This window comes from Microbacterium mangrovi, assembly GCF_000802305.1.
GTDB lineage: Bacteria > Actinomycetota > Actinomycetes > Actinomycetales > Microbacteriaceae > Microbacterium > Microbacterium mangrovi.
In genome coordinates, this window is sequence record NZ_JTDK01000001.1 from 49,222 (window position 1) to 67,642 (window position 18,421).

Genomic DNA, 18,421 nt, shown 5'->3' on the forward strand with positions numbered 1-18,421 from the left:
TCGGCCCCGTGCGGGGTGCAATCGCGACAGATCGAGCCCGGCCTCTCCGGAGGATCCGTCACGAACGGCGCCCTGAGGGGTGCGTTCGTGACGGATCGAGCCGGGCGGACGAGAGCGACGGGCGGGTCAGGCGGCGGCGCGGGATGCCTGCGGCGCGCGGCCCGCGGCGGCCGCGCCCGCGACCCACGTGCGGTAGCCGCCGTCGAGGTTCACGACGTCGAATCCGCGCTGCGACAGGATGCGCGCGGCGGTGTGCCCGCGCTGGCCGACGGCGCAGTGCACGACGACGGGCCCGTCCGGGATCTCGGTGAGCCGGTCGCGCAGCTCGTCGACCGGGATGTTCACGGCGCCCGGGATGCCGCCCGCCGCGTGCTCGGCCGGGCTGCGCACGTCGAGGACGGTCGCCCCGGCATCCTGCGCGGCGTCCAGTTCGTGCCACTGGATGGCGCGCGTCGTGCCGGTGCGCAGGTTGTCGGCGACGTAGCCGAGCTGGTTGACCGGGTCCTTCGCGGATCCGAACTGGGGAGCGTAGGCGAGTTCCAGCCGCGACAGCCCGGACGCGCTGATGCCGCCCGCCATCGCCACCGCGATGACGTCGATGCGCTTGTCGACGCCCTCGCCGCCGACCACCTGAGCGCCGAGGATCGCGTCGGTCGCCGGGTCGACGAGCAGCTTCATCGACATCGTCTGCGCGCCCGGGTAATAGGTCGCGTGGGATGCCGGATGCGTGTGGATGACCCGGTGTGCGCGCCCCGCGGCGACGAGCTCCCGCTCGCTCCACCCGGTCTTGGCCGCGACCACGTCGAACACCTTCACGATCGAGGTGCCGAGGGCCGGGGTGTGGGACTCGTGGCGGCCGGCCAGGACGTCGGCGACCGATCGCCCGTGCCGGTTGGCGAGCCCCGCCATCGTGACGAGCGACTCCGCGCCGGACAGCGCGTCGATCTTCTCGACGCCGTCGCCCACCGCCGAGATGTGCGGGATGCCGGTGCGGCCCTGTGCGTCGACCGCGATGCCCCCGGTGGGCCCGAGGGGGACGCCGGCGAGGAGGGCCAGGTCGACGTTCGGCACGACGCCGGCGGCATCCACGAGGAAGTCGGGCTGCAACCGGGTGCCGTCGTCGAGGCGCACCACGCCGTCGTCGATCCGCGCGATCGTCGTGGAGGTGCGCACGTCGACGCCGTGTCGGCGCAGCTCGGCATCCACGGGGCTCGCCATCTCGGAGTCGAGCGGGCTGAGGATGTGGGCTCCGCGCTGCACGAGGGTGGTGCGCACGCCTCGGCGCACGAGGTTCTCGACGGCCTCGAGCCCGATGAACCCGCCGCCGACCACGAGCGCGTGCGGAGCCTCGCCGGCGCCCGCGATGAGGGCGTCGATCGCATCGACATCGTCGACGGTGCGCAGCGTTCGGCTCGGGATGCCGCCGCCGCCGGTGCGCGCGGAGGCGCCGACCGCGAGGATCAGCTCGTCGTAGGTTTCGGTCGACGTCGCCCCTGTGGTCCGGTCGAGCACGGTGACGGTGCGGCCGTCGGCGTCGATCCCGGTGACCTCGTGCTCGACGCGCACGTCGAGCCGGAAGCGCGCCGCGAGCGACTCCGGCGTCTGCAGCAGCAGGGCGTCGCGGTCGCGGATGACGCCGCCGACGTAGTACGGCAGCCCGCAGTTGGCGTACGAGACGTAGGCGCCGCGCTCGAACACGACGATCTGCGCGTCCTCGTCCAGCCGGCGCAGGCGCGTCGCGGCCGACATCCCTCCGGCGACTCCGCCGACGATCACCGTCTTCACACCGAACTCCCTTTGCTCGTGCAACGCGGGAGCCCTGTATACCCCCTCCCGTATTCTGTTATACCCTAGGGGGTACCCGAACTCCCAATCGAGAGGTACTGTCCCATGTGTCGCGAAGCAACCTGCCAGACCTGCGGCAAGACCACCTGGGCCGGCTGCGGCCAGCACGTCGAGTCCGTGCGACGCGGCGTCCCGGCCGCGCGGTGGTGCGGCGGACACGACGACGCACCGGCACCCACCGGCGGCTTCTTCTCGCGCCTGTTCGCACGGAGCTGACCATGGCCGTCTCGACCGAGAACCCGCAGACCCAGAAGCAGGTGCTCAACCGGCTGCGCCGCGCGCAGGGGCAGCTGAACGCCGTGATCGGCGCGATCGAGAGCGGAGCCGGATGCCGCGAGGTCGTCATCCAGCTCGCCGCTGTGTCGAGCGCCCTCGACAAGGCCGGATTCCAGATCATCGCCACGGCCATGCAGAAGTGCGTGACCGACCCCGACGATCAGTCCGACCCGATGACCGTGCAGGAGCTCGAGAAGCTGTTCCTCACCCTCACCTGAGCGCAGGCTGTACTCCTGTGCGGCCCGTTGCGCAAGGGCCTTGGGTGCGCGCGGGCGCCGCATTTAGCTCCGCCGTATGGAGAACACCAAAGCCGGGCTCCTCGAGACGCTCGACACACGCGATATCGGCCGTTTCTACATCTATCTGGCCATTCTTGCCACCATCGGCGGGTTCCTGTTCGGATTCGATTCCGCGAACATCGGCTCGGCGCTGGTCTTCCTGCCGTTCAAGCTCACCCCGCTGGCGATCGGCATCATCGTCGCCGGAGCATCGCTGGGCTCGTTCGTCGGCGCGCTCGCGGCAGGCCCTCTCACCGACAAGTTCGGCCGCAAGTCCCTGCTGCTGGTCGACTCCGGCCTGTTCGCCGTCGGCTCGCTCATCTCGGCGTTCGCTTTCGAGCCCGTCACGCTGACGATCGGGCGCCTCATCATCGGCATCGCGATCGGCGCCGACTCCGCGATCGCCACGGCGTACATCTCCGAGTTCGCCCCCAAGCGCCGACGCGGATCGCTCGCCATCATCCAGCAGTGGATGATCACGATCGGCATCCTGGCGGCGTACGTGATCGCGGTCATCGTGCTGTGGATCGCGCCGGGCGCCGCGAAGTCCGTCGACTGGCGCATCCTCCTCGGCATCGGCTTCATCCCCGCGATCATCTCGCTGCTGATGCGGGCGAGGATGCCGGAGTCTCCGCGCTGGCTGCTCGAACGCGGCAAGGAGGAGAAGGCGATCCAGGCGTTCCAGACCCTCGGCATCGAGGCGACGCCGGAGCAGGTGCACGCCGAGATGAACGAGGTGCGCACCGAGACGCTGCGCCTGCAGGGCAAGACGCGCTGGACGCGTCCGGTCAAGCGCGCCCTCATCGTCGTGAGCGTGTTCTTCGTCCTGCAGCAGATCACCGGCATCAACGTCGCCTTCTACTACGGCCCGCATCTGCTGACCCCGTACTTCGCGCACGGGGGCAGCTCGGCCATCCAGTCGGAGATCTCCGGGGTCATCGCCGCCGGCATCCTCGCGGTCATCAACGTCATCGCCACCTACTTCGCGTTCCGCTTCATCGACACCCTGGGCCGTCGCAAGCTCGCGATCGGCGCCTACACCGGCATGGCGGTGTTCCTGGTCGTGGGCGCCTACGGCGCGTCGTTCCTGCACGGCGTGCCGCAGCTGATCGTCGTCATGGTCGGATTCGCACTGTTCATCTCCTGCTTCGCGATCGGCATCGGCGGCACCGGCTGGCTGCTGCAGGGCGAGGTGTTCCCCACCTCCGTGCGCGGCCGCGCGTCCGGCATCGGCGCGGCGGTGGACTGGCTCGCCAACTACGGGCTGGTGCTCGCCTTCCCCCTGATGCAGGCCGGATTCGGGCTGGGCTGGACGATGATCGTGTTCGCCGTGCTGTGCGTGGTCGGCATCCTGTTCGTCTACTTCTTCCTGCCCGAGACGAAGGGCCACTCGGTCGAGGAGATCGTGCGGCTGTTCGACGGTCCGGTCAACCGCAAGGATCCGTCGCAGCCGTCCCGCCCGGCTCAGTCGTCCATGAGCCGGTGACTCAGGTCGCGTTCCACAGGGCGCGGTAGTAGGCGATGCGCTCCCGGTCGGGATCCACGCCGTAGGCGGCGATGAGCGCGTCCTCCCAGCCGGGGCCGTAGTTCCACTCGGTGCTCATCGACGCCACGGCGATGTCCGCCCAGCGGTCGGCGACGCCGAGCGCGCCGAGGTCGACGTGCGCGGTCCAGGCGCCCGCGGCATCCAGCAGGGTGTTCGGGCAGCAGGCGTCCCCGTGGCAGACGACCGCCACGTCGACCGGCGGGGCGTCCTGCAGGGATGCCGGGACGCGGATGCCGCGGGTCGCCGCGTTCGCGATCCGGGTCGGTACGGACCAGTCGAACGGGCAGTCGTCGACCGGCAGCGCCTCGTGCAGGGCGCGCAGGCCCTCGCCGACGGCCCGCACGGCGGTCGCGGCGTCGGCGATCCAGCGCGGGGCGACCGCGGACTCGCCCTCGATGGCGGCCGTGACCAGCCATTCGTCCGTGGCATCCCGCCCGGAGTCGATGACCCGCGGCACCGGGGTGAACCGTCCGGCCCAGGCGAGCCGGGCCACCTCGTCGGCGATCGAGGTCTCGGGGCTGCGTGGACCGTGCTTCACATAGCGGCCGTCGTCGGTGCGGAACGTGAGGCCGCCCGCCTCGTTCGCCCAGACCGGAGTGAGGCGCGCGTCTCCGGCGAGTTCGCGCACGCGGGCGGGCACCCGGATGCCGGGGGCGGGGATCGTCATCGCCCCTCCAGCACGTCGCGGAGCACGGCCAGGTAGCTGTGCTGCTCGTCGTGCGTCGCGGTCAGCAGGGTCGTGGTGGGATGCTCCGCCAGGCGTTCCCGCAGCGCGGGGACGGCCGGGTTGTCGGCGAGTTCAGTGCGGTACGCGGCGTCGAAAGCGTCGCCGACGAGTTCGCCGGCGTGGAACGCCCGGCGCAGCTCGGTCGAGGGGGCGGCATCCTTCGCCCACTCGTCGAGCTCGGCGCGCTCCTTCGACACGCCTCGCGGCCAGAGCCGGTCCACGAGTACGCGGTACCCGTCGTCCGAACCGGGGGCGTCGTAGATGCGGGCGAGGCGGATGGACATGCTCCCAGTGTGCCCCTCGTCTGGTCGGGACGCCGGGTTGGGCCTGGCCCGGATGGCGGCGATGTGCCCGGATGGCGGCACGACACGCCGCCGGGATGCCGCCCGGCGTTCAGATTGCCGCCATCCGTCCCCCAGACCTGTACACCCGCGCTCAGGAACCGCGCAGCGAGACGAAACCCCCCGCGTCCCCCGGTCGTTGAGCGAGCGAAGCGAGACGAAACGCTCGCCCCGGGTTTCGGTATCAAGATGTCCTGCAACCCGCTTGCATTCTGGATGCGTGTTCGATAGTGTGGAGGTATCAGTTCGAACATTCCAACGGATCGGAGGGGGCACCATGGCCGACACGTCACACGGCGGGCTCTCCCCGGTGCTGTCTGACCTGGACATGCTCGTCGACGATCTGGGGGCGGCGCGGGCCCGGGCCGCGTCCGCGTTCGCGGTCGAGATGCATTTCTTCGCCGGGGTCGCCGCCCTGGTACGACGGCGGGAACACGAGCGCGCCCAGCAGGCCGACACCGGCGCGGTGGTGTCCGCCTCGCAGTTGGCGATGCGGGAAATCTACGCCGAGATCGCCGCAGCGCTGCGCCTGTCCGAGTACCAGGTGGCGTCCCGGGTGAACCAGGCACACGTGCTGATGACCCGGTTCACGGAGACCATGTACGAGGTCGGCGATGGCAACGTGTCGCCGCAGCACGCGACCACGATCGCGGATGTCGGCGGCGTCATCGACGACCCCGACATCCGGGCCGAGTATGAGCGGTACGCGATCGATCTGGCCGCAGAGTTGACTCCCGCCCAGTTGAAGGACGCCCTGGTGGTGTTGGTGGACCGGCTCGACCCGGACGGCACCCAACAACGCGTCCGTGACGCGGTGGCCCGCCGCTCGGTACGCAAACGCAGCGTGGAGCCGGGGGTGGGGCAGTTGATCATCACCGGTCCCACCGCCCAGATCGAAGGCACCTACAACCGGCTCACCGACATCGCCACCGAACTCCACACCGCCAACCAGGCCGACGCGGCAGCAGCCGAAGCCGCCGAGGGAACCGCGGACGCGGGCGGGCGCCCCGGCGAGGACGCCGACACAGCTCTGCCCCACGGTGCCGCCTCGAACACCGGCACGCCCGCCGGCCACACCGACGCCGAAGCAGCAGAGTTTGTTCCGGATGAGCGCACCCGGGCGCAGATCATGGCCGATGTCGCCCTGGACCTGCTGCTCACCAGCGTCCCCGACGGGCACGGCACCACCCCGGAACACCGCGACGCGCTCGGCGCGATCCAAGCCACCGTGCACCTGACCATCCCCGCATCCACCCTGGCCGGCACCACCACCGGCGGCGCGCAGATCCCCGGCGCAGGCCTCGTCGACGACGACACCGCCCGACACCTCGCCGGCGGATCGGACGACTGGTACCGGATCTTCACCGACCCGACCACCGGGGTCCCGGTCACCGTCGACAAACGCCGCCCCTGCACCGCCATGCGACGCCTCCTGCAAGCCAGGGATGAGACCTGCCGGTTCCCCGGCTGCCCCGCCGCCCCGCCCAAAAGTGCGACATCGACCACACCATCGCGCACAGTGAGGGCGGACCCACCGCCCTGTGCAACCTCGCCTGCCTGTGCGAACGCCACCACACCGTCAAGCACCACACCGACTGGCATGTCGAGCAGCTCCCGGGCGGCATCCTCCACTTCACCTCACCCACCCGCCGCGGCTACCGCACCCGACCCCCGGCAGCGGTCCGGTTCATCCCCGACCGACCGCCCGGCGTCCCGCCCGGCGCGTCCCCCATGGCCGCCCGCGCAAGCCGACCCGACGAACCCGTCCCCTTCTGAGCCTCACCGCTGGTGCGCGCGAAGGCGACGTCTCTGGGCTGTGAAGTGATCAGTCGAGCGGTACCGATCGTGGTAGTCGCCGGCGGTGGCGGGTAGCAACGCGCCGAGGGAGAACGGTGGCTGTCGGTTGCGGGGCACGGGACGCAGCCGCTCCAGTGCGCCCTCGTCCGGTGCAGTCCGTGCCGCGAGATAGCCTGGGCGGCATGGACATCAACGAAGCAGCGGCGCTCGTGACGGGCGGGGCCTCCGGCCTCGGCAAGGCCACCGCGACCCGGTTGGCCGAAGCGGGCGCCCGGGTGACCATCATCGACCTGCCGTCCTCGCCCGGCGAAGAGGTCGCGGCATCCCTCGGCGGCTCGTTCGCCCCGGCCGACGTGACCGACCCGCAGCAGGTGGCCGCAGCCGTCGCCCAGGCATCCGCCGCCGGCCCCCTGCGGGTGGTCGTGAACTGCGCGGGCATCGCCCCGCCGGCGAAGGTGCTCGACCGCGAGGGGCATCCCACTCCGCTCGGCGACTTCGAGCGGATCATCCGGGTGAATCTGGTCGGCACGTTCAACGTCATCCAGCAGGCCACCGCGGCGATCGCGAAGACCGAGTCCACCGATTCCGGCGACCGGGGCGTCATCGTGAACACGGCCTCCGTCGCCGCGTTCGACGGCCAGATCGGGCAGCCCGCGTATTCGGCTTCCAAGGGCGGCGTGCACGCCATGACGCTGCCGATCGCCCGCGAGCTCGCCCGCTACGGCATCCGCGTGTGCACGATCGCGCCGGGGATCATGGAGACGCCCATGCTCGCCGGGCTCCCGCAGCCCGCGCAGGACTCGCTCGGCCAGCAGGTTCCCTACCCGCAGCGGCTCGGCCGGCCCGACGAGTACGCCCGCATGGTGATGGCGATCGTCGACAACGGGTATCTCAACGGCGAGACGATCCGCCTCGACGGCGCGATCCGGATGGCACCGAAGTGAGCGAGGACTACGCGGACATGCCGGCGGTCGCCGCCGGTCAGGATGCCGCATCCCCGATCCTCTTCGCCCTCGAGGACGGCGTCGCCCACCTGACGTTCAACCGGCCGGCCTCCCTCAACGCGATGGACTTCGCGATGGGGGAGCTGTGGCGGGATCTGGGCGAGTGGGTGGCCTCCGACCCGGCCGTGAAGGCCGTGCTGCTGGATGCCACCGGCCCGGCGTTCTGCGCCGGCGGCGACGTCATCGCGATGGGATCGGCCGGCGCCGACGGCGGCTCGGTCGCCGGGGCGGACGTCACGGCGATGGCCGGCGTGATCCACGCCGGCATCCGGGCGATCGTCGAATCCGACGTCCCGGTGGTCGCGGCCGTGCAGGGAGCCGTCGCCGGCGGCGGACTGGGCTTGATGCTCACCGCCGACTGGATCGTCGCCGCCGACACGGCGAAGTTCTCCAGCAAGTACGCGAACATCGGCCTGAGCCCCGACCTCGGAGTGTCGACGCTGCTGCCCGCGGCGATCGGTCAGCGCCGGGCACTGCAGCTGGTGCTGCAGGACGTCACGGTGGATGCCGCCACCGCCCTCGACTGGGGCCTGGTCACCGAGGTCGTGCCGCGTGACGAGGTCGCCGGCCGGGCGCGGGCGGTCGCGGACGGCTGGGTGTCCGGCGCGTGGGAGGCGTACGGCGAGGCCAAGCGCCTCGTCCGCACCGGCGCGCACCGCACCTTCGGCGAGAACCTGGCCGACGAGGCGGCGACGATCGGCGCCCTGTTCGACACCGACGAGGCCCGCGCCCGGGTGGCCGGCTTCGCCGCGGCATCCCGCTCGCGGCGGTCGTGACGGGCTGCCGAGCAGAATCCGGCGCGGGGGTGATCACCCTGCGACGACGGAGGGTGTTCCCTCAGGTCGCGGCGGCGCGGCCCGGTAGCCTGGTTGCATGAACGAACGGACGTGCCACGCCCGATGACACCTGAATCGCGCTCGGCGTGCCTGAGCCAGGAGATCGTCCGGCTCGCCGACCGCGGATGGGAGCTGCGCGAGCGCAGTCCGTTCGAGGCCGTGATGGCGATGGCGTTCCGCGGCTGGTCGCCCCGGCGCGTGATCATCGCCCAGGTGGCGCTCTCCATCGTCACGCTCGGTTTCCCCGGTCTCAGCATGGCGGAGCGAGAGCGCCGGATGCTGGTGTCCGTCGACCACGCCGGCGGCATCCACCGGCGCACGATCAGTCAGCTTCCGCCGCTCCACCGTCGCCACGGGCCGGAATGGGAAGAGCCCGACACCGACGAGCACCCGATGAGCGCTGCCTCCGACGACCGGCCCGACCAGGACTCCGACTCCGACGGCGGCATCTCCGCGGCCTCCTCGCGGGCCGTGCCGCCGCGCAGCCGCGGCGGATGGATCATCCCCAGCCGGCCGGTGGGTGCGGCCGGTAGCCTGGTCGCATGAGCGAACGCACCGTGCCGAACCCGAAGGAACGCTCCGCGCCGGCACGTCAGGTGCGCCCGGCGACCGAGGGATGGACCCAGCAGAAGGATGCCGAGGGGCGCCCGCTGCTGCAGTTCGCGAGCCCGCGCCGCGGCAAGCCGCCGGTGCATCTGGCCGACCTGACCCCCGAGCAGCGGGTCGAGAAGGTCACCGAGCTCGGCATGCCGGGATTCCGCGCCAAGCAGCTCGAGAAGCACTACTTCACCCACTACACGCACGACCCGGCCGAGATGACCGACCTGCCGGCGGCGGGCCGCGAAGAGCTCGTGCACGGGATGCTGCCGCCGCTGCTCACCGAGGTGCGCCGCCTGCAGACCGACCGCGGCGACACGATCAAGTTCCTCTGGAAGCTGTTCGACGGGGCCCTCGTCGAGTCGGTGCTCATGCGGTACCCCGGACGCATCACGCTGTGCGTGTCCAGCCAGGCCGGCTGCGGCATGAACTGCCCGTTCTGCGCGACCGGGCAGGCGGGGCTCACCCGCAACATGTCCGCCGGCGAGATCATCGAGCAGATCATCCGCGCCAACCGCGTCATCGCCCAGGGCGAGCTCGGCCCCGCCGAGCACGACGGAGAACGGGTCACGAACATCGTCTTCATGGGCATGGGCGAGCCGCTGGCCAACTACGCGCGCGTCATGCAGGCGGTGCGGGTGATGACCGACAAGAAGCACGGCATCGGCATGAGCGCGCGCGGCATCACGGTCTCGACCGTGGGTCTGGTTCCCGCCATCAAGAAGCTGGCTGACGAAGACATCCCCGTGACCTTCGCCCTGTCGCTGCACGCCCCCGACGACGAGCTGCGCGACGAGCTCATCCCGGTGAACTCGCGCTGGAAGGTCGACGAGGCGCTGGATGCCGCCCGCGGCTACTTCGAGCGCACCGGCCGCCGCGTGTCGATCGAGTACGCCCTCATCAAAGACATGAACGACCACGGCTGGCGCGCCGATCTGCTCGGTGACAAGCTGAACGCCCGCGGCCGGGGCTGGGTGCACGTCAACCCGATCCCGCTGAACCCGACGCCCGGGTCGATCTGGACGGCCTCGACGCGGGCCGCGCAGAACGAGTTCGTGCGCCGGCTCGAGGCGAAGGGCATCCCGACCACGCTGCGCGACACCCGCGGTAAAGAGATCGACGGAGCCTGCGGACAACTGGTCGCGACGGCCGAAGACGAAGCTGTCGCGGCATCCACCCCGCTCGAGGATTGATGCGCTGATCAGCAAGTCCGCTGCCGATCAAGGGCTCCACCAAGCGTCTGCCCACCACTCGTCCAGGTGGCACCGACAGCCTTGAGGGATGTCCTACTCCAATCACCGGCCCGGCCGCTTCGGCTCCGAGGGTCGCATCGAGTTCGACGTGGATGCCGAGGACACCGACTCGCAGCCGCTGTACCTCGAAGACGTGATCGCCGCCCAGAACGGCGGTCGCCGTGACGAAGACGACCTCTTCGACGACCAGGAGACCCGGCCCATCGACACCGCTGACCTCCGCACCGAGCCCGTCGCCTCCCCGCGCCCGGAGCCGGTGCCCCCGCGCCCTGAGGCCGCACCCCCGCGCCCTGAGCCTGTCGAAGGGCACGACTCCGAGCCCGACCTCGACGCGCTGTTCGAGTCCGCCCGCCCGACGCCCATGACAGAGCCCGCCCCGGAGCCGGAACCCGAGGCATCCCCCCTGTACGCGGCGATGACCGGCGCCGCCGAGCCCTCCCGCCGTGCCACCAAGCCCCGCAAACGCGGCGGCGGCTGGCGGCGCCTGGCGATCCTCGGCGGCGCCGAGGGCACGATCCTCGACGAGGTCCCCTCCGAGACGCCGCGGTTCGTGCAGATGTTCTTCGTGCTCGCCGGCACGGCGCTCGTCTCGGCGATCTCGATGTTCTTCGCGCTGATCACCGGTGTCGGCGTGCTGGCGTGGATCGCCGTGCCGCTCGCCCTCGTCTGGGCGCTCATCATCTTCAACCTGGATCGCTTCCTCACCTCCACGATGAAGTCCACACACAACATCTGGCGGCTCATCGGCCTGGCGATCCCGCGTGTCATCCTGGCCGCGCTCATCGGCATCGTGGTGGCGGAGCCCCTCGTGCTGCAGGTGTTCCACAACGACATCGCCCGCGAGGTCAACTCCACGAACATCGTCAACGCCCAGGCCGACCAGAAGGGCATCACCGGCGGGCCGGAGAAGAAGGCGCTGGATGCCGCCTCCCAGCGCCTGAGCGCGCTGCAGAGCCAGGCGCAGACGGGCGTCGTCGCGGGCACCTCGACGACCTCGGCCGCCGCCGCCGCGGCACAGAGCACCGTCGACGGCCTCACCACCAAGCTCGCCCAGCAGCAGAAGGTGATCGACCAGGCCCGCGCCCTGTACCAGTGCGAGCTGACCGGCAAGGGCAAGGGCACCGTCCCGGGCTGCACCGGCGTCACCGGCGACGGGGCGAGCGCGCAGGCCGCCAAGCAGCAGCTGGCCTCCGCCCAGACGTCGTACGACGCGCTGGCCGCGAAGCTGCGCGACGCGAACACGACGCTCTCGCAGGCCGACGCGGCCGGCACGGCATCCGTCGCCGCCAACGCCGCGACGGCGAAGAAGGAGGCCAAGGACCAGCTCCCGGCCGCGCAGAAGACCTACGACGCGGCACTGGCGGCCTACAACGACCGGGCCGCGGCCGTCGCGGGCGGCAATTCTGCCGCGACGGGCCTGCTCAGCCAGATCACGGGCCTGGACCGCCTGTCGCAGCAGGAGCCGACGCTGCTGTGGGCGCACGGCCTCATCGCGGCGCTGTTCTTCATGATCGAGCTGCTCCCGGTGATCGTGAAGGTGCTCACCTCGTACGGCGATCCGTCGCTTTACGAGCGCGCCGAGGCGCTGCGCAAGCAGGTCGCGCTCGACCGGGTCACCGCACGCAGCTGGAACGACCGGGCCGACATCGCCCGCACCAACGGGGCCGGCTGACCCGTCCCTAGGCCGTCACCACGGTGGGGGCGACGACGAGCAGCAGCCAGCACAGGCCGGGGGCGACGGCGACGACGATCCCCGCCGTGACGAGCAGCTGCCGGTAGAACGAGGTGCGATCGACGTCCTGCGCGTTCGCGAGGATGAGTGCTCCGTCGGTGGAGAACGGCGACACGTCGACGACGGTCGCCGAGATCGACAGGGCGGCGACGACCCCGACGACGGGCAGGGCGCCGAGTTCGAGCAGCGGAACCGCCAGGGGGATGATCGCGGCCAGCAGCGCGGTGGAGGAGGCGAACGCGGACGAGATCCCGATGACGTAGCAGAGCACCAGCGCGACGAGCAGCGGGGCGCCGAGGAGGAGCGCCATGTGCGACAGCTTGTCGATGATCCCGAGCCGTTCGAGGATCGCGATGTAGGTGATCATCCCCGACACCAGCAGCACGGTCGTCCAACTGATGTTGGCGATCGCCTGCTGCGTCTTGGAGAGGTCCGTGAAAGACAGGGCCACGCCCGCGGCGACCGCCACGAAACTGATGGGCTGATGGAACACGAGCACCAGGCCGAGGATCGCCACGATCAGTGCCATCGTGAAGTAGTGGACGCGGGCGGGGCGGACGGCGACGGCATCCACCGGGGGACCGCTCATTCCCCCGCCGGGCACGGTGCGGATCGAGCCGGTGGCGGTGTAGGCCAGGGGACGGATGCGCCCGGCGATCGCGTAGACAAGCATCGTCAGGATCGACAGGAGCAGGTTGATCCCGTAGCTGGCGAAGAAGAGCAGCCACGGGTCGAACGAGAGGCCCTTGCCCTCGACGATTCCGCGCACCAGGGTGGCCGACACTGAGATGGGGGAGAAGCCTCCCGCATGCGCGCCGTTGATGGTCATGATGCCCATCACCAGCGGGCTCATCCGGGTGCGGGCCGCGAAGCTCATCGACGCGGGCGCGATGAGCGCCACGGCCGCGGGGCTGAAGGTGCCGAGCGCGGTCAGGAACGACGCGACGGCGAAGAAGACCCAGGGGATCAGGGCGAGGCGTCCGCGCACCGCGTTGATGCACGCGTTCACGAGGATGTCGATCGTCCCGTTCGCCTTGGCCATCCCGAAGAAGTAGGTCACTCCCACGATGGTGAGTACCAGGGATGCCGGAAAGGAGCCGAGGATCTCCTTGCTGCTGAGGCCGAGCGCGATGCTGCCGACGAGGTAGGCGCCGACGAAGCCGAGGAATCCGATGTTGATCGGGAAGATCGTCGCGATCACGAACATGGCCACGAGCGCGATGAGGGGGATGAGTTCCAGGAACGTCACTGTTCGTCCTTACGGTTGGTCGGTCGTTTCGAGCGGGGGGCCGTCACGCGGGCACCGGTTCGCCGGTGAGGATCTGCGAGTCGGCGATCCGCCTCGCGGCGCGTCGTAGTTCGACGCGCAGCGTTGCGGGCGATCGATGGATCTCACAGGCGAGCACTCCACCCGCCGTGCCGATGCGCACGCGGCTCAGCGCGCTCGGCACCCCGACGTGCTCGAGGACCGTTCCGGGTTCGGATGCCACGACCGCCACGGCCACGGCCGCGGTGAGCCCGATCGTCGGATGCGGGGCGTTCATCGAGAGCATGCGCACCGAGACGTCGTACTCGTCGGCGCGCACCGTCTGGCCCAGGGTGTCGACGTAGTCGACGGCACGGCCCACGACGCCGACCTTCGGGACGGCGTCGAGGGCGGCATCCTCCGAGGGGGCCAGGCCCATCCGAACCGCCGCCCGGGCGCGGATGCGGCGGAGCAGGGGCACGGCATCGCGCAGTTCGTGCTCGCTCGCGGCATCCGGCAGCCCCAGGTCGGCGGCCGGGATCAGCGCGACGGGGGCCCCTGCATCGGCGAGGGTCGCGTCGACCGTCACCCCCGAGGTGCTCATCGCCTCGATCCGCTTTCCGGTCGGCCACAGGCTCCCCGTCGTCGACCCGGCCGGTGCGAGGAAGGTCAGGTCGACGGGAGTCCCGACGCCGCGCACTCCGGGGACGCGGGTCGGCGCCGACTCGGACGTGCCGACCACCGCGACGACGAGGGAACCCGTATTGATGTTGCGCATCCGCACCGGGACGGTGCCGTCGGGCCGGGCGGGGAGCCGGTATCTCTCGACCGCCCAGAGGGCCACGGCGGTGGCGCAGTTTCCGCAGTTGCTGCCCCACTCGACGGTGTGCGCCCCGATGCCGACCTGCGCGAACAGATAGTCGACATCCGCATCGCCCGAAGTGCTCCGCGACACGACGGCCGCTTTGGACGTGACCGACGTGCCGCCCCCGACCCCGTCCAGTTGATGCGGGTCGTCCGCCCCGAACAGGTCGATCAGCAATTCCGAGAGCAGCCGGCGATCGCCGGGAACGTCGGATCGGTCGAACAGCCAGCACTTGCTGGTTCCTCCGCGCATCAACGTGGCGGGAACTCTCATGGCGCCTCCTCAGACGGGTCGTTGCCCACGCTAAGAAGAACGAGGCTTAATGAAAATGTCGGATCTGGCACATGCTGTTAAGCACAGCTAAACTCGCGGCGTGATCCCCTTCGACCTCGTCTCGCTCGACCTCCTCGTGGACATCGCCGACGCCGGGACGCTCACAGCCGGCGCGGTGCAAGGCAACATGACTCCCTCAGCCGCCTCGCAGCGCATCGCCCGACTGGAGAGATCGGTCGGCCAGCCCCTGTTCGAGCGTCTTCCCCGGGGCATCCGGCTCACCGAGGCGGGCCTCGTCCTCGCGACGCGCGCGCGTGTCATCCGGCGCGAGCTCAAGGCGGCGGTCGGCGACCTCCAGGCGCTCGAGGCGCTCGAGCGCGGGTCGGTGAGGCTGGGGTCCTTTCCGACCGCGAGCGCCTCGTTCCTCTCCGACGCGCTCAAAGACGCCCACCGGACGTGGCCCGGCATCGATATCACCGTGCGCTCCGCCCTTCGCCCGGAACTGCTGGACATGCTCGACGCGGGGGAGATCGAGATGGCGATCCTCTGGGACTACGACTGGACCGAGGAGACCGCGACCTCGCTGACGCTGGCTCCGCTGACCGTCGACGAGACGGTGCTGCTCGTGCCCGCGGAAAGCGCCCTCCAGGACGGCGTCACGGTCAGGTCGCTCGGCGACGAGCACTGGGTGACGCGCAACGGAGGCCACCCGGCCGCGGAGATCCTGGCCCGCAGCTGCGCCGCCGCGGGGATCGTCCCGCGCATCGCCTACGCGGCCTACGACTACCAGGAGGTGCAGGCGATGGTCGCGGCGCGGATGGGCATCGCCATGGTGCCGCGCCTGGCGATCGCCACGCATCGGCCGGACGTGCGCATCGTCGCGTTCGGACCGGCCGAGAACATCCCCGCGCGCCGCATCCACCTCGCGTGGCCGGCGCGCCGGACGCCGACGCCCAGCATGCGGGCGCTCGCGGATGTCGTGACGCGAGCCGCGCGCCTGCATTAGGGTGCTCGCATGGCGGCAACGCGGAGCATCCAGCTGGAGGGCCGCACGGCTCTCATCACCGGGGCGGCGAGCGGCATCGGCGCCGCCTGCGCGCGAGCGCTGTCCGGCGCCGGGGCGCACGTCGTCGTCGCGGACCGGGATGCCGAAGGGGCTGCCCGGATCGCGGCGGAGGTCGGCGGCGAGGCGCTCGTCGTGGATCTCGCCGACCTCGACGCGCTCGCCGAACGGTCGTTCGACGCCGACATCCTCGTCAACAACGCCGGCATCCAGACCGTCGCGCCGATCGTCGAGTTCGACCCGGTCGTCTTCCGCCGCATGCTGGACCTCATGGTCACCGCGCCGTTCCTCCTGACCCGCGCCGTCCTGCCCGGAATGTACGAACGGGGCTGGGGTCGCGTGGTCAACATCAGCTCCGTGCACGGCCTGCGCGCCAGCGAGTTCAAGGTGGCGTACGTCACGGCCAAGCACGCCCTCGAAGGGATGTCGAAGGTCATCGCACTCGAGGGGGCGCCGCACGGCGTCACGAGCAACTGCGTCAATCCGGGCTACGTGCGCACCCCGCTGGTGGAGAAGCAGATCGCCGACCAGGCGCGGGTGCACGGCATCCCGGAGTCCGAGGTCGTCGAGAAGGTGATGCTCACCGAGTCCGCGATCAAGCGCCTGCTCGAGCCGGAAGAGGTCGCCGACCTCGTGCTCTGGCTGTGCGGACCGAGCGCGTCCGCCGTGACCGGGACCTCGCACGTGATGGACGGCGGCTGGAGCGCCCGATGACCACTGGCACGGCCGCGGGCCTCGCGGTGACCACCTTCGGATCCGCGCCTGACGAGCACGGCGGGCCGGCGCTCCTCGCGGTGCATGGGATCACCGCCAACGGGATGTCGTGGGGCGCCGTCGCGGCGCATCTCCCGGATCGGCGGATCCTCGCTCCCGACCTGCGCGGTCGCGGTCGCAGCAACCGCCTCCCGGCCCCGTACGGGCTGCGTCGCCATGCCGCCGACCTCGCGCAGCTGCTGGACGATGACGGCGGGGGATCCCGGGTCGTGCTCGGCCATTCGATGGGGGCCTTCGTGACCGTGATGCTCGCGGCATCCCGCCCCGACCTGGTCGAGCGGCTCGTGCTCGTCGACGGCGGGTTCCCGCTCGCAGTGCCTCCCGGCGGGATCGACATCGCGCGCGCTCTCGGTCCCGCCGCCGAGCGGCTGTCGATGGAGTTCGCCGACGAGGACGCCTACCTCGCCTACTGGCGGGCCCATCCCGCCTTCGCCCGGGACTGGTCGCCCGCGGTCGAGGACTACGTGCGGTACGACCTCGACGGAGTGGCCCCGCACCGGCATCCGTCCGCGGTCGCCGCGGCGATGCTCGAAGACGGCGCGGAACAGTTCGGGCCGGAGTGGTACGTCGCGGCGCTTCGCGGACTGCGGATGCCGGTCACCGTGCTCCGCGCGCCGCGCGGGCTGACCGACGCCGAGCCGATCTACGAGCCCGGGATGCTGGAGGGCTACCGCGCCCTCGTTCCGCAGCTCGAGGTGATCGAGGTCGCCGACGTGAACCACTACACGATCCTGTTCGCCGACCGCGGTGCCTCGGCCGTCGCCGACGCCGTCCGGCAGCCCGCAGCGAAGGAGCCCTCATGACGCCCACCATCTTCGACGGCATCACCGCGTCCCGTGTGGAGACGCCGCGCTACGTGGCGGGCGTGCTCGAGCGGCCGGCATCCGACCCGGCGAACCCTGAGGCGACGATCGTCTTCGTGCACGGCAACGTCTCGTCGGCGCTCTTCTTCCAGCCGACGATGCTCGCCCTGCCGGCGGGGATGCGTGCGCTCGCCGTCGACCTGCGCGGCTTCGGCGACAGCGAGACCAAGCCGGTGGATGCCACGCGCGGCCTCGGCGACTTCGCCGACGACGTGCGCTCCGTGCTCGATGCGCTCGGACTCGCGGCCGTGCACCTCGTCGGCTGGAGCATGGGCGGCGGGGTCGTGATGCAGCTCGCGCTGGAGGCGCCGGCGCGCGTGCTGTCGCTCACGCTGGAGTCGCCGGTCTCGCCGTACGGGTTCGGCGGCACCCACGGGCCCGACGGCACCCGCAACGACGAGGACGGCGCGGGCACCGGCGGCGGGGCCGCCAACCCCGACTTCGTCGCCCGCATCGAGGCGGGGGACACCTCCGCCGACGAGCAGACCTCGCCGCGCACGGTGTTCCGCACCGCGTATGTCGCAAGGCCCGAGCTGCAGGCCGAGCACGAAGACATCTGGGTGGCGTCGATGCTGACCACGGCGACCGGCGTCGACAACTATCCGGGCGACGTCGCGCCCTCGCCGAACTGGCCCGGCTTCTCCGCCGGCACCCGCGGGGTGCTGAACACGATGGCGCCGCAGCTGTTCGACGTGTCCGGCATCGTCGATCTCGCGTTCAAGCCGCCGGTCCTGTGGGTGCGCGGCGAGAAGGACGCCATCGTGTCGGACGCGTCCTTCTTCGATCTCAACCAGCTCGGCAAGCTCGGCGTCCTGCCGGACTGGCCGGGCGAAGAGGTGGCCCCGCCGCAGCCGATGGTCACCCAGATGCGGGCGGTGCTCGATCGCTACGCCGCGAACGGCGGGACGTACCGCGAGGTGGCGCTGCCGGAGGCCGGGCACGCGCCCCACCTCGACGAGGCCGCGACCTTCGTCCACGAGCTGGTCGCCCACGTGGAGGCCGTGGAACACGGATCCCCCCTCGGTCGCTGAGCCAGACGAAGCGACGAAAGGTCGATGTCGGAGGCATGGTGCATGATGGCACTCGGCCGGCGCCCGCCGGCCCG

Annotated in this window: 18 protein-coding genes; 13 read left to right on the forward strand and 5 right to left on the reverse strand. The window is 71.1% G+C overall.

The window, feature by feature from the left end; translation table 11 throughout:
* Window positions 1-126 precede the first annotated feature (126 nt).
* Window positions 127-1,785 carry an FAD-dependent oxidoreductase gene (locus LK09_RS00265; RefSeq protein ID WP_039394072.1) on the reverse strand — a complete coding sequence of 553 codons (1,659 nt, stop codon included), beginning with the start codon at window positions 1,783-1,785 and terminating at the stop codon, window positions 127-129.
* Between the two features lie 105 nt (window positions 1,786-1,890).
* Here LK09_RS00265 and LK09_RS21685 point away from each other — a divergent pair, with 105 nt between their 5' ends.
* The 3 genes from LK09_RS21685 to LK09_RS00275 all read left to right on the forward strand — a co-directional run bounded on the left by LK09_RS21685 (window position 1,891) and on the right by LK09_RS00275 (window position 3,885).
* Window positions 1,891-2,061, forward strand: coding sequence for a hypothetical protein (locus tag LK09_RS21685; protein WP_197060933.1), 171 nt, complete (start codon window positions 1,891-1,893; stop codon window positions 2,059-2,061).
* Between the two features lie 2 nt (window positions 2,062-2,063).
* Window positions 2,064-2,339: a metal-sensitive transcriptional regulator gene (locus LK09_RS00270; RefSeq protein ID WP_039394075.1), complete on the forward strand. Its 276-nt coding sequence runs from the start codon at window positions 2,064-2,066 to the stop codon at window positions 2,337-2,339.
* Between the two features lie 76 nt (window positions 2,340-2,415).
* Window positions 2,416-3,885 (forward strand): sugar porter family MFS transporter, encoded by a 1,470-nt coding sequence (locus LK09_RS00275; protein WP_039394077.1) that lies wholly within the window; start codon window positions 2,416-2,418, stop codon window positions 3,883-3,885.
* Window position 3,886: 1 nt separating this feature from the next.
* Here the strand turns inward: LK09_RS00275 and LK09_RS00280 are convergent, their stop codons facing one another.
* Complete coding sequence (locus LK09_RS00280; RefSeq protein ID WP_039394079.1) at window positions 3,887-4,612, reverse strand: aminoglycoside 3'-phosphotransferase; 726 nt, start codon at window positions 4,610-4,612, stop codon at window positions 3,887-3,889.
* On the reverse strand, window positions 4,609-4,956 hold the full coding sequence (locus tag LK09_RS00285; RefSeq protein WP_039394082.1) for a DUF488 domain-containing protein: 348 nt from the start codon (window positions 4,954-4,956) through the stop codon (window positions 4,609-4,611). Before LK09_RS00285 ends, LK09_RS00280 begins: the two co-directional genes overlap by 4 nt.
* Before the next feature lie 334 nt (window positions 4,957-5,290).
* Here LK09_RS00285 and LK09_RS00290 point away from each other — a divergent pair, with 334 nt between their 5' ends.
* The 6 genes from LK09_RS00290 to LK09_RS00315 all read left to right on the forward strand — a co-directional run bounded on the left by LK09_RS00290 (window position 5,291) and on the right by LK09_RS00315 (window position 12,172).
* A complete protein-coding gene (locus LK09_RS00290) occupies window positions 5,291-6,838 on the forward strand; it encodes a DUF222 domain-containing protein (protein WP_039394085.1) in 1,548 nt (515 codons plus the stop codon).
* Window positions 6,839-6,992: 154 nt separating this feature from the next.
* Window positions 6,993-7,754, forward strand: coding sequence for an SDR family NAD(P)-dependent oxidoreductase (locus LK09_RS00295; RefSeq protein ID WP_039394086.1), 762 nt, complete (start codon window positions 6,993-6,995; stop codon window positions 7,752-7,754).
* A gap of 17 nt (window positions 7,755-7,771) precedes the next feature.
* Window positions 7,772-8,590 (forward strand): enoyl-CoA hydratase/isomerase family protein, encoded by an 819-nt coding sequence (locus LK09_RS00300; RefSeq protein WP_052226289.1) that lies wholly within the window; start codon window positions 7,772-7,774, stop codon window positions 8,588-8,590.
* A 123-nt stretch (window positions 8,591-8,713) separates the two neighbouring features.
* Window positions 8,714-9,196: a hypothetical protein gene (locus LK09_RS00305; protein ID WP_039394089.1), complete on the forward strand. Its 483-nt coding sequence runs from the start codon at window positions 8,714-8,716 to the stop codon at window positions 9,194-9,196.
* Window positions 9,193-10,440, forward strand: a complete 1,248-nt coding sequence (rlmN, locus tag LK09_RS00310; RefSeq protein ID WP_052226231.1) for a 23S rRNA (adenine(2503)-C(2))-methyltransferase RlmN — start codon at window positions 9,193-9,195, stop codon at window positions 10,438-10,440. The genes LK09_RS00305 and rlmN overlap by 4 nt, the downstream gene beginning before the upstream one ends.
* An 88-nt stretch (window positions 10,441-10,528) precedes the next feature.
* Entirely contained in the window at window positions 10,529-12,172 is a 1,644-nt protein-coding gene (locus LK09_RS00315) for a DUF4407 domain-containing protein (RefSeq protein ID WP_039394092.1), read from the forward strand.
* Window positions 12,173-12,179: 7 nt separating this feature from the next.
* On the opposite strand, the gene LK09_RS00320 is transcribed toward LK09_RS00315, so the two are convergent.
* On the reverse strand, window positions 12,180-13,481 hold the full coding sequence (locus LK09_RS00320) for an SLC13 family permease (protein WP_039394094.1): 1,302 nt from the start codon (window positions 13,479-13,481) through the stop codon (window positions 12,180-12,182).
* A gap of 43 nt (window positions 13,482-13,524) precedes the next feature.
* Window positions 13,525-14,616, reverse strand: a complete 1,092-nt coding sequence (locus tag LK09_RS00325) for a PrpF domain-containing protein (RefSeq protein WP_039394097.1) — start codon at window positions 14,614-14,616, stop codon at window positions 13,525-13,527.
* Between the two features lie 100 nt (window positions 14,617-14,716).
* Here LK09_RS00325 and LK09_RS00330 point away from each other — a divergent pair, with 100 nt between their 5' ends.
* The 4 genes from LK09_RS00330 to LK09_RS00345 are packed head-to-tail and all read left to right on the forward strand — an operon-like array spanning window position 14,717 to window position 18,347.
* Window positions 14,717-15,622 (forward strand): LysR family transcriptional regulator, encoded by a 906-nt coding sequence (locus LK09_RS00330; protein WP_039394099.1) that lies wholly within the window; start codon window positions 14,717-14,719, stop codon window positions 15,620-15,622.
* A gap of 9 nt (window positions 15,623-15,631) precedes the next feature.
* The gene (locus LK09_RS00335; RefSeq protein ID WP_039394101.1) at window positions 15,632-16,393 is read left to right on the forward strand and encodes a 3-hydroxybutyrate dehydrogenase; all 762 of its coding nucleotides are present in this window, start codon (window positions 15,632-15,634) and stop codon (window positions 16,391-16,393) included.
* Window positions 16,390-17,256 carry an alpha/beta fold hydrolase gene (locus tag LK09_RS00340; RefSeq protein ID WP_039394105.1) on the forward strand — a complete coding sequence of 289 codons (867 nt, stop codon included), beginning with the start codon at window positions 16,390-16,392 and terminating at the stop codon, window positions 17,254-17,256. Before LK09_RS00335 ends, LK09_RS00340 begins: the two co-directional genes overlap by 4 nt.
* Window positions 17,253-18,347, forward strand: coding sequence for an alpha/beta hydrolase (locus LK09_RS00345; RefSeq protein WP_039394108.1), 1,095 nt, complete (start codon window positions 17,253-17,255; stop codon window positions 18,345-18,347). Before LK09_RS00340 ends, LK09_RS00345 begins: the two co-directional genes overlap by 4 nt.
* Window positions 18,348-18,421: the final 74 nt, after the last annotated feature.

What these genes read in the sequence shown, in the direction of transcription:
- LK09_RS21685 (WP_197060933.1), top strand. Translation starts at nt 1,891, where the DNA reads ATGTGTCGCGAAGCAACCTGCCAGACCTGCGGCAAGACCACCTGGGCC.
- rlmN (WP_052226231.1), top strand. Translation starts at nt 9,193, where the DNA reads ATGAGCGAACGCACCGTGCCGAACCCGAAGGAACGCTCCGCGCCGGCA.
- LK09_RS00295 (WP_039394086.1), top strand. Translation starts at nt 6,993, where the DNA reads ATGGACATCAACGAAGCAGCGGCGCTCGTGACGGGCGGGGCCTCCGGC.
- LK09_RS00340 (WP_039394105.1), top strand. Translation starts at nt 16,390, where the DNA reads ATGACCACTGGCACGGCCGCGGGCCTCGCGGTGACCACCTTCGGATCC.
- LK09_RS00275 (WP_039394077.1), top strand. Translation starts at nt 2,416, where the DNA reads ATGGAGAACACCAAAGCCGGGCTCCTCGAGACGCTCGACACACGCGAT.
- LK09_RS00290 (WP_039394085.1), top strand. Translation starts at nt 5,291, where the DNA reads ATGGCCGACACGTCACACGGCGGGCTCTCCCCGGTGCTGTCTGACCTG.
- LK09_RS00285 (WP_039394082.1), bottom strand. Translation starts at nt 4,956, where the DNA reads ATGTCCATCCGCCTCGCCCGCATCTACGACGCCCCCGGTTCGGACGAC.
- LK09_RS00315 (WP_039394092.1), top strand. Translation starts at nt 10,529, where the DNA reads ATGTCCTACTCCAATCACCGGCCCGGCCGCTTCGGCTCCGAGGGTCGC.
- LK09_RS00280 (WP_039394079.1), bottom strand. Translation starts at nt 4,612, where the DNA reads ATGACGATCCCCGCCCCCGGCATCCGGGTGCCCGCCCGCGTGCGCGAA.
- LK09_RS00335 (WP_039394101.1), top strand. Translation starts at nt 15,632, where the DNA reads ATGGCGGCAACGCGGAGCATCCAGCTGGAGGGCCGCACGGCTCTCATC.
- LK09_RS00300 (WP_052226289.1), top strand. Translation starts at nt 7,772, where the DNA reads ATGCCGGCGGTCGCCGCCGGTCAGGATGCCGCATCCCCGATCCTCTTC.
- LK09_RS00325 (WP_039394097.1), bottom strand. Translation starts at nt 14,616, where the DNA reads ATGAGAGTTCCCGCCACGTTGATGCGCGGAGGAACCAGCAAGTGCTGG.
- LK09_RS00270 (WP_039394075.1), top strand. Translation starts at nt 2,064, where the DNA reads ATGGCCGTCTCGACCGAGAACCCGCAGACCCAGAAGCAGGTGCTCAAC.
- LK09_RS00305 (WP_039394089.1), top strand. Translation starts at nt 8,714, where the DNA reads ATGACACCTGAATCGCGCTCGGCGTGCCTGAGCCAGGAGATCGTCCGG.
- LK09_RS00345 (WP_039394108.1), top strand. Translation starts at nt 17,253, where the DNA reads ATGACGCCCACCATCTTCGACGGCATCACCGCGTCCCGTGTGGAGACG.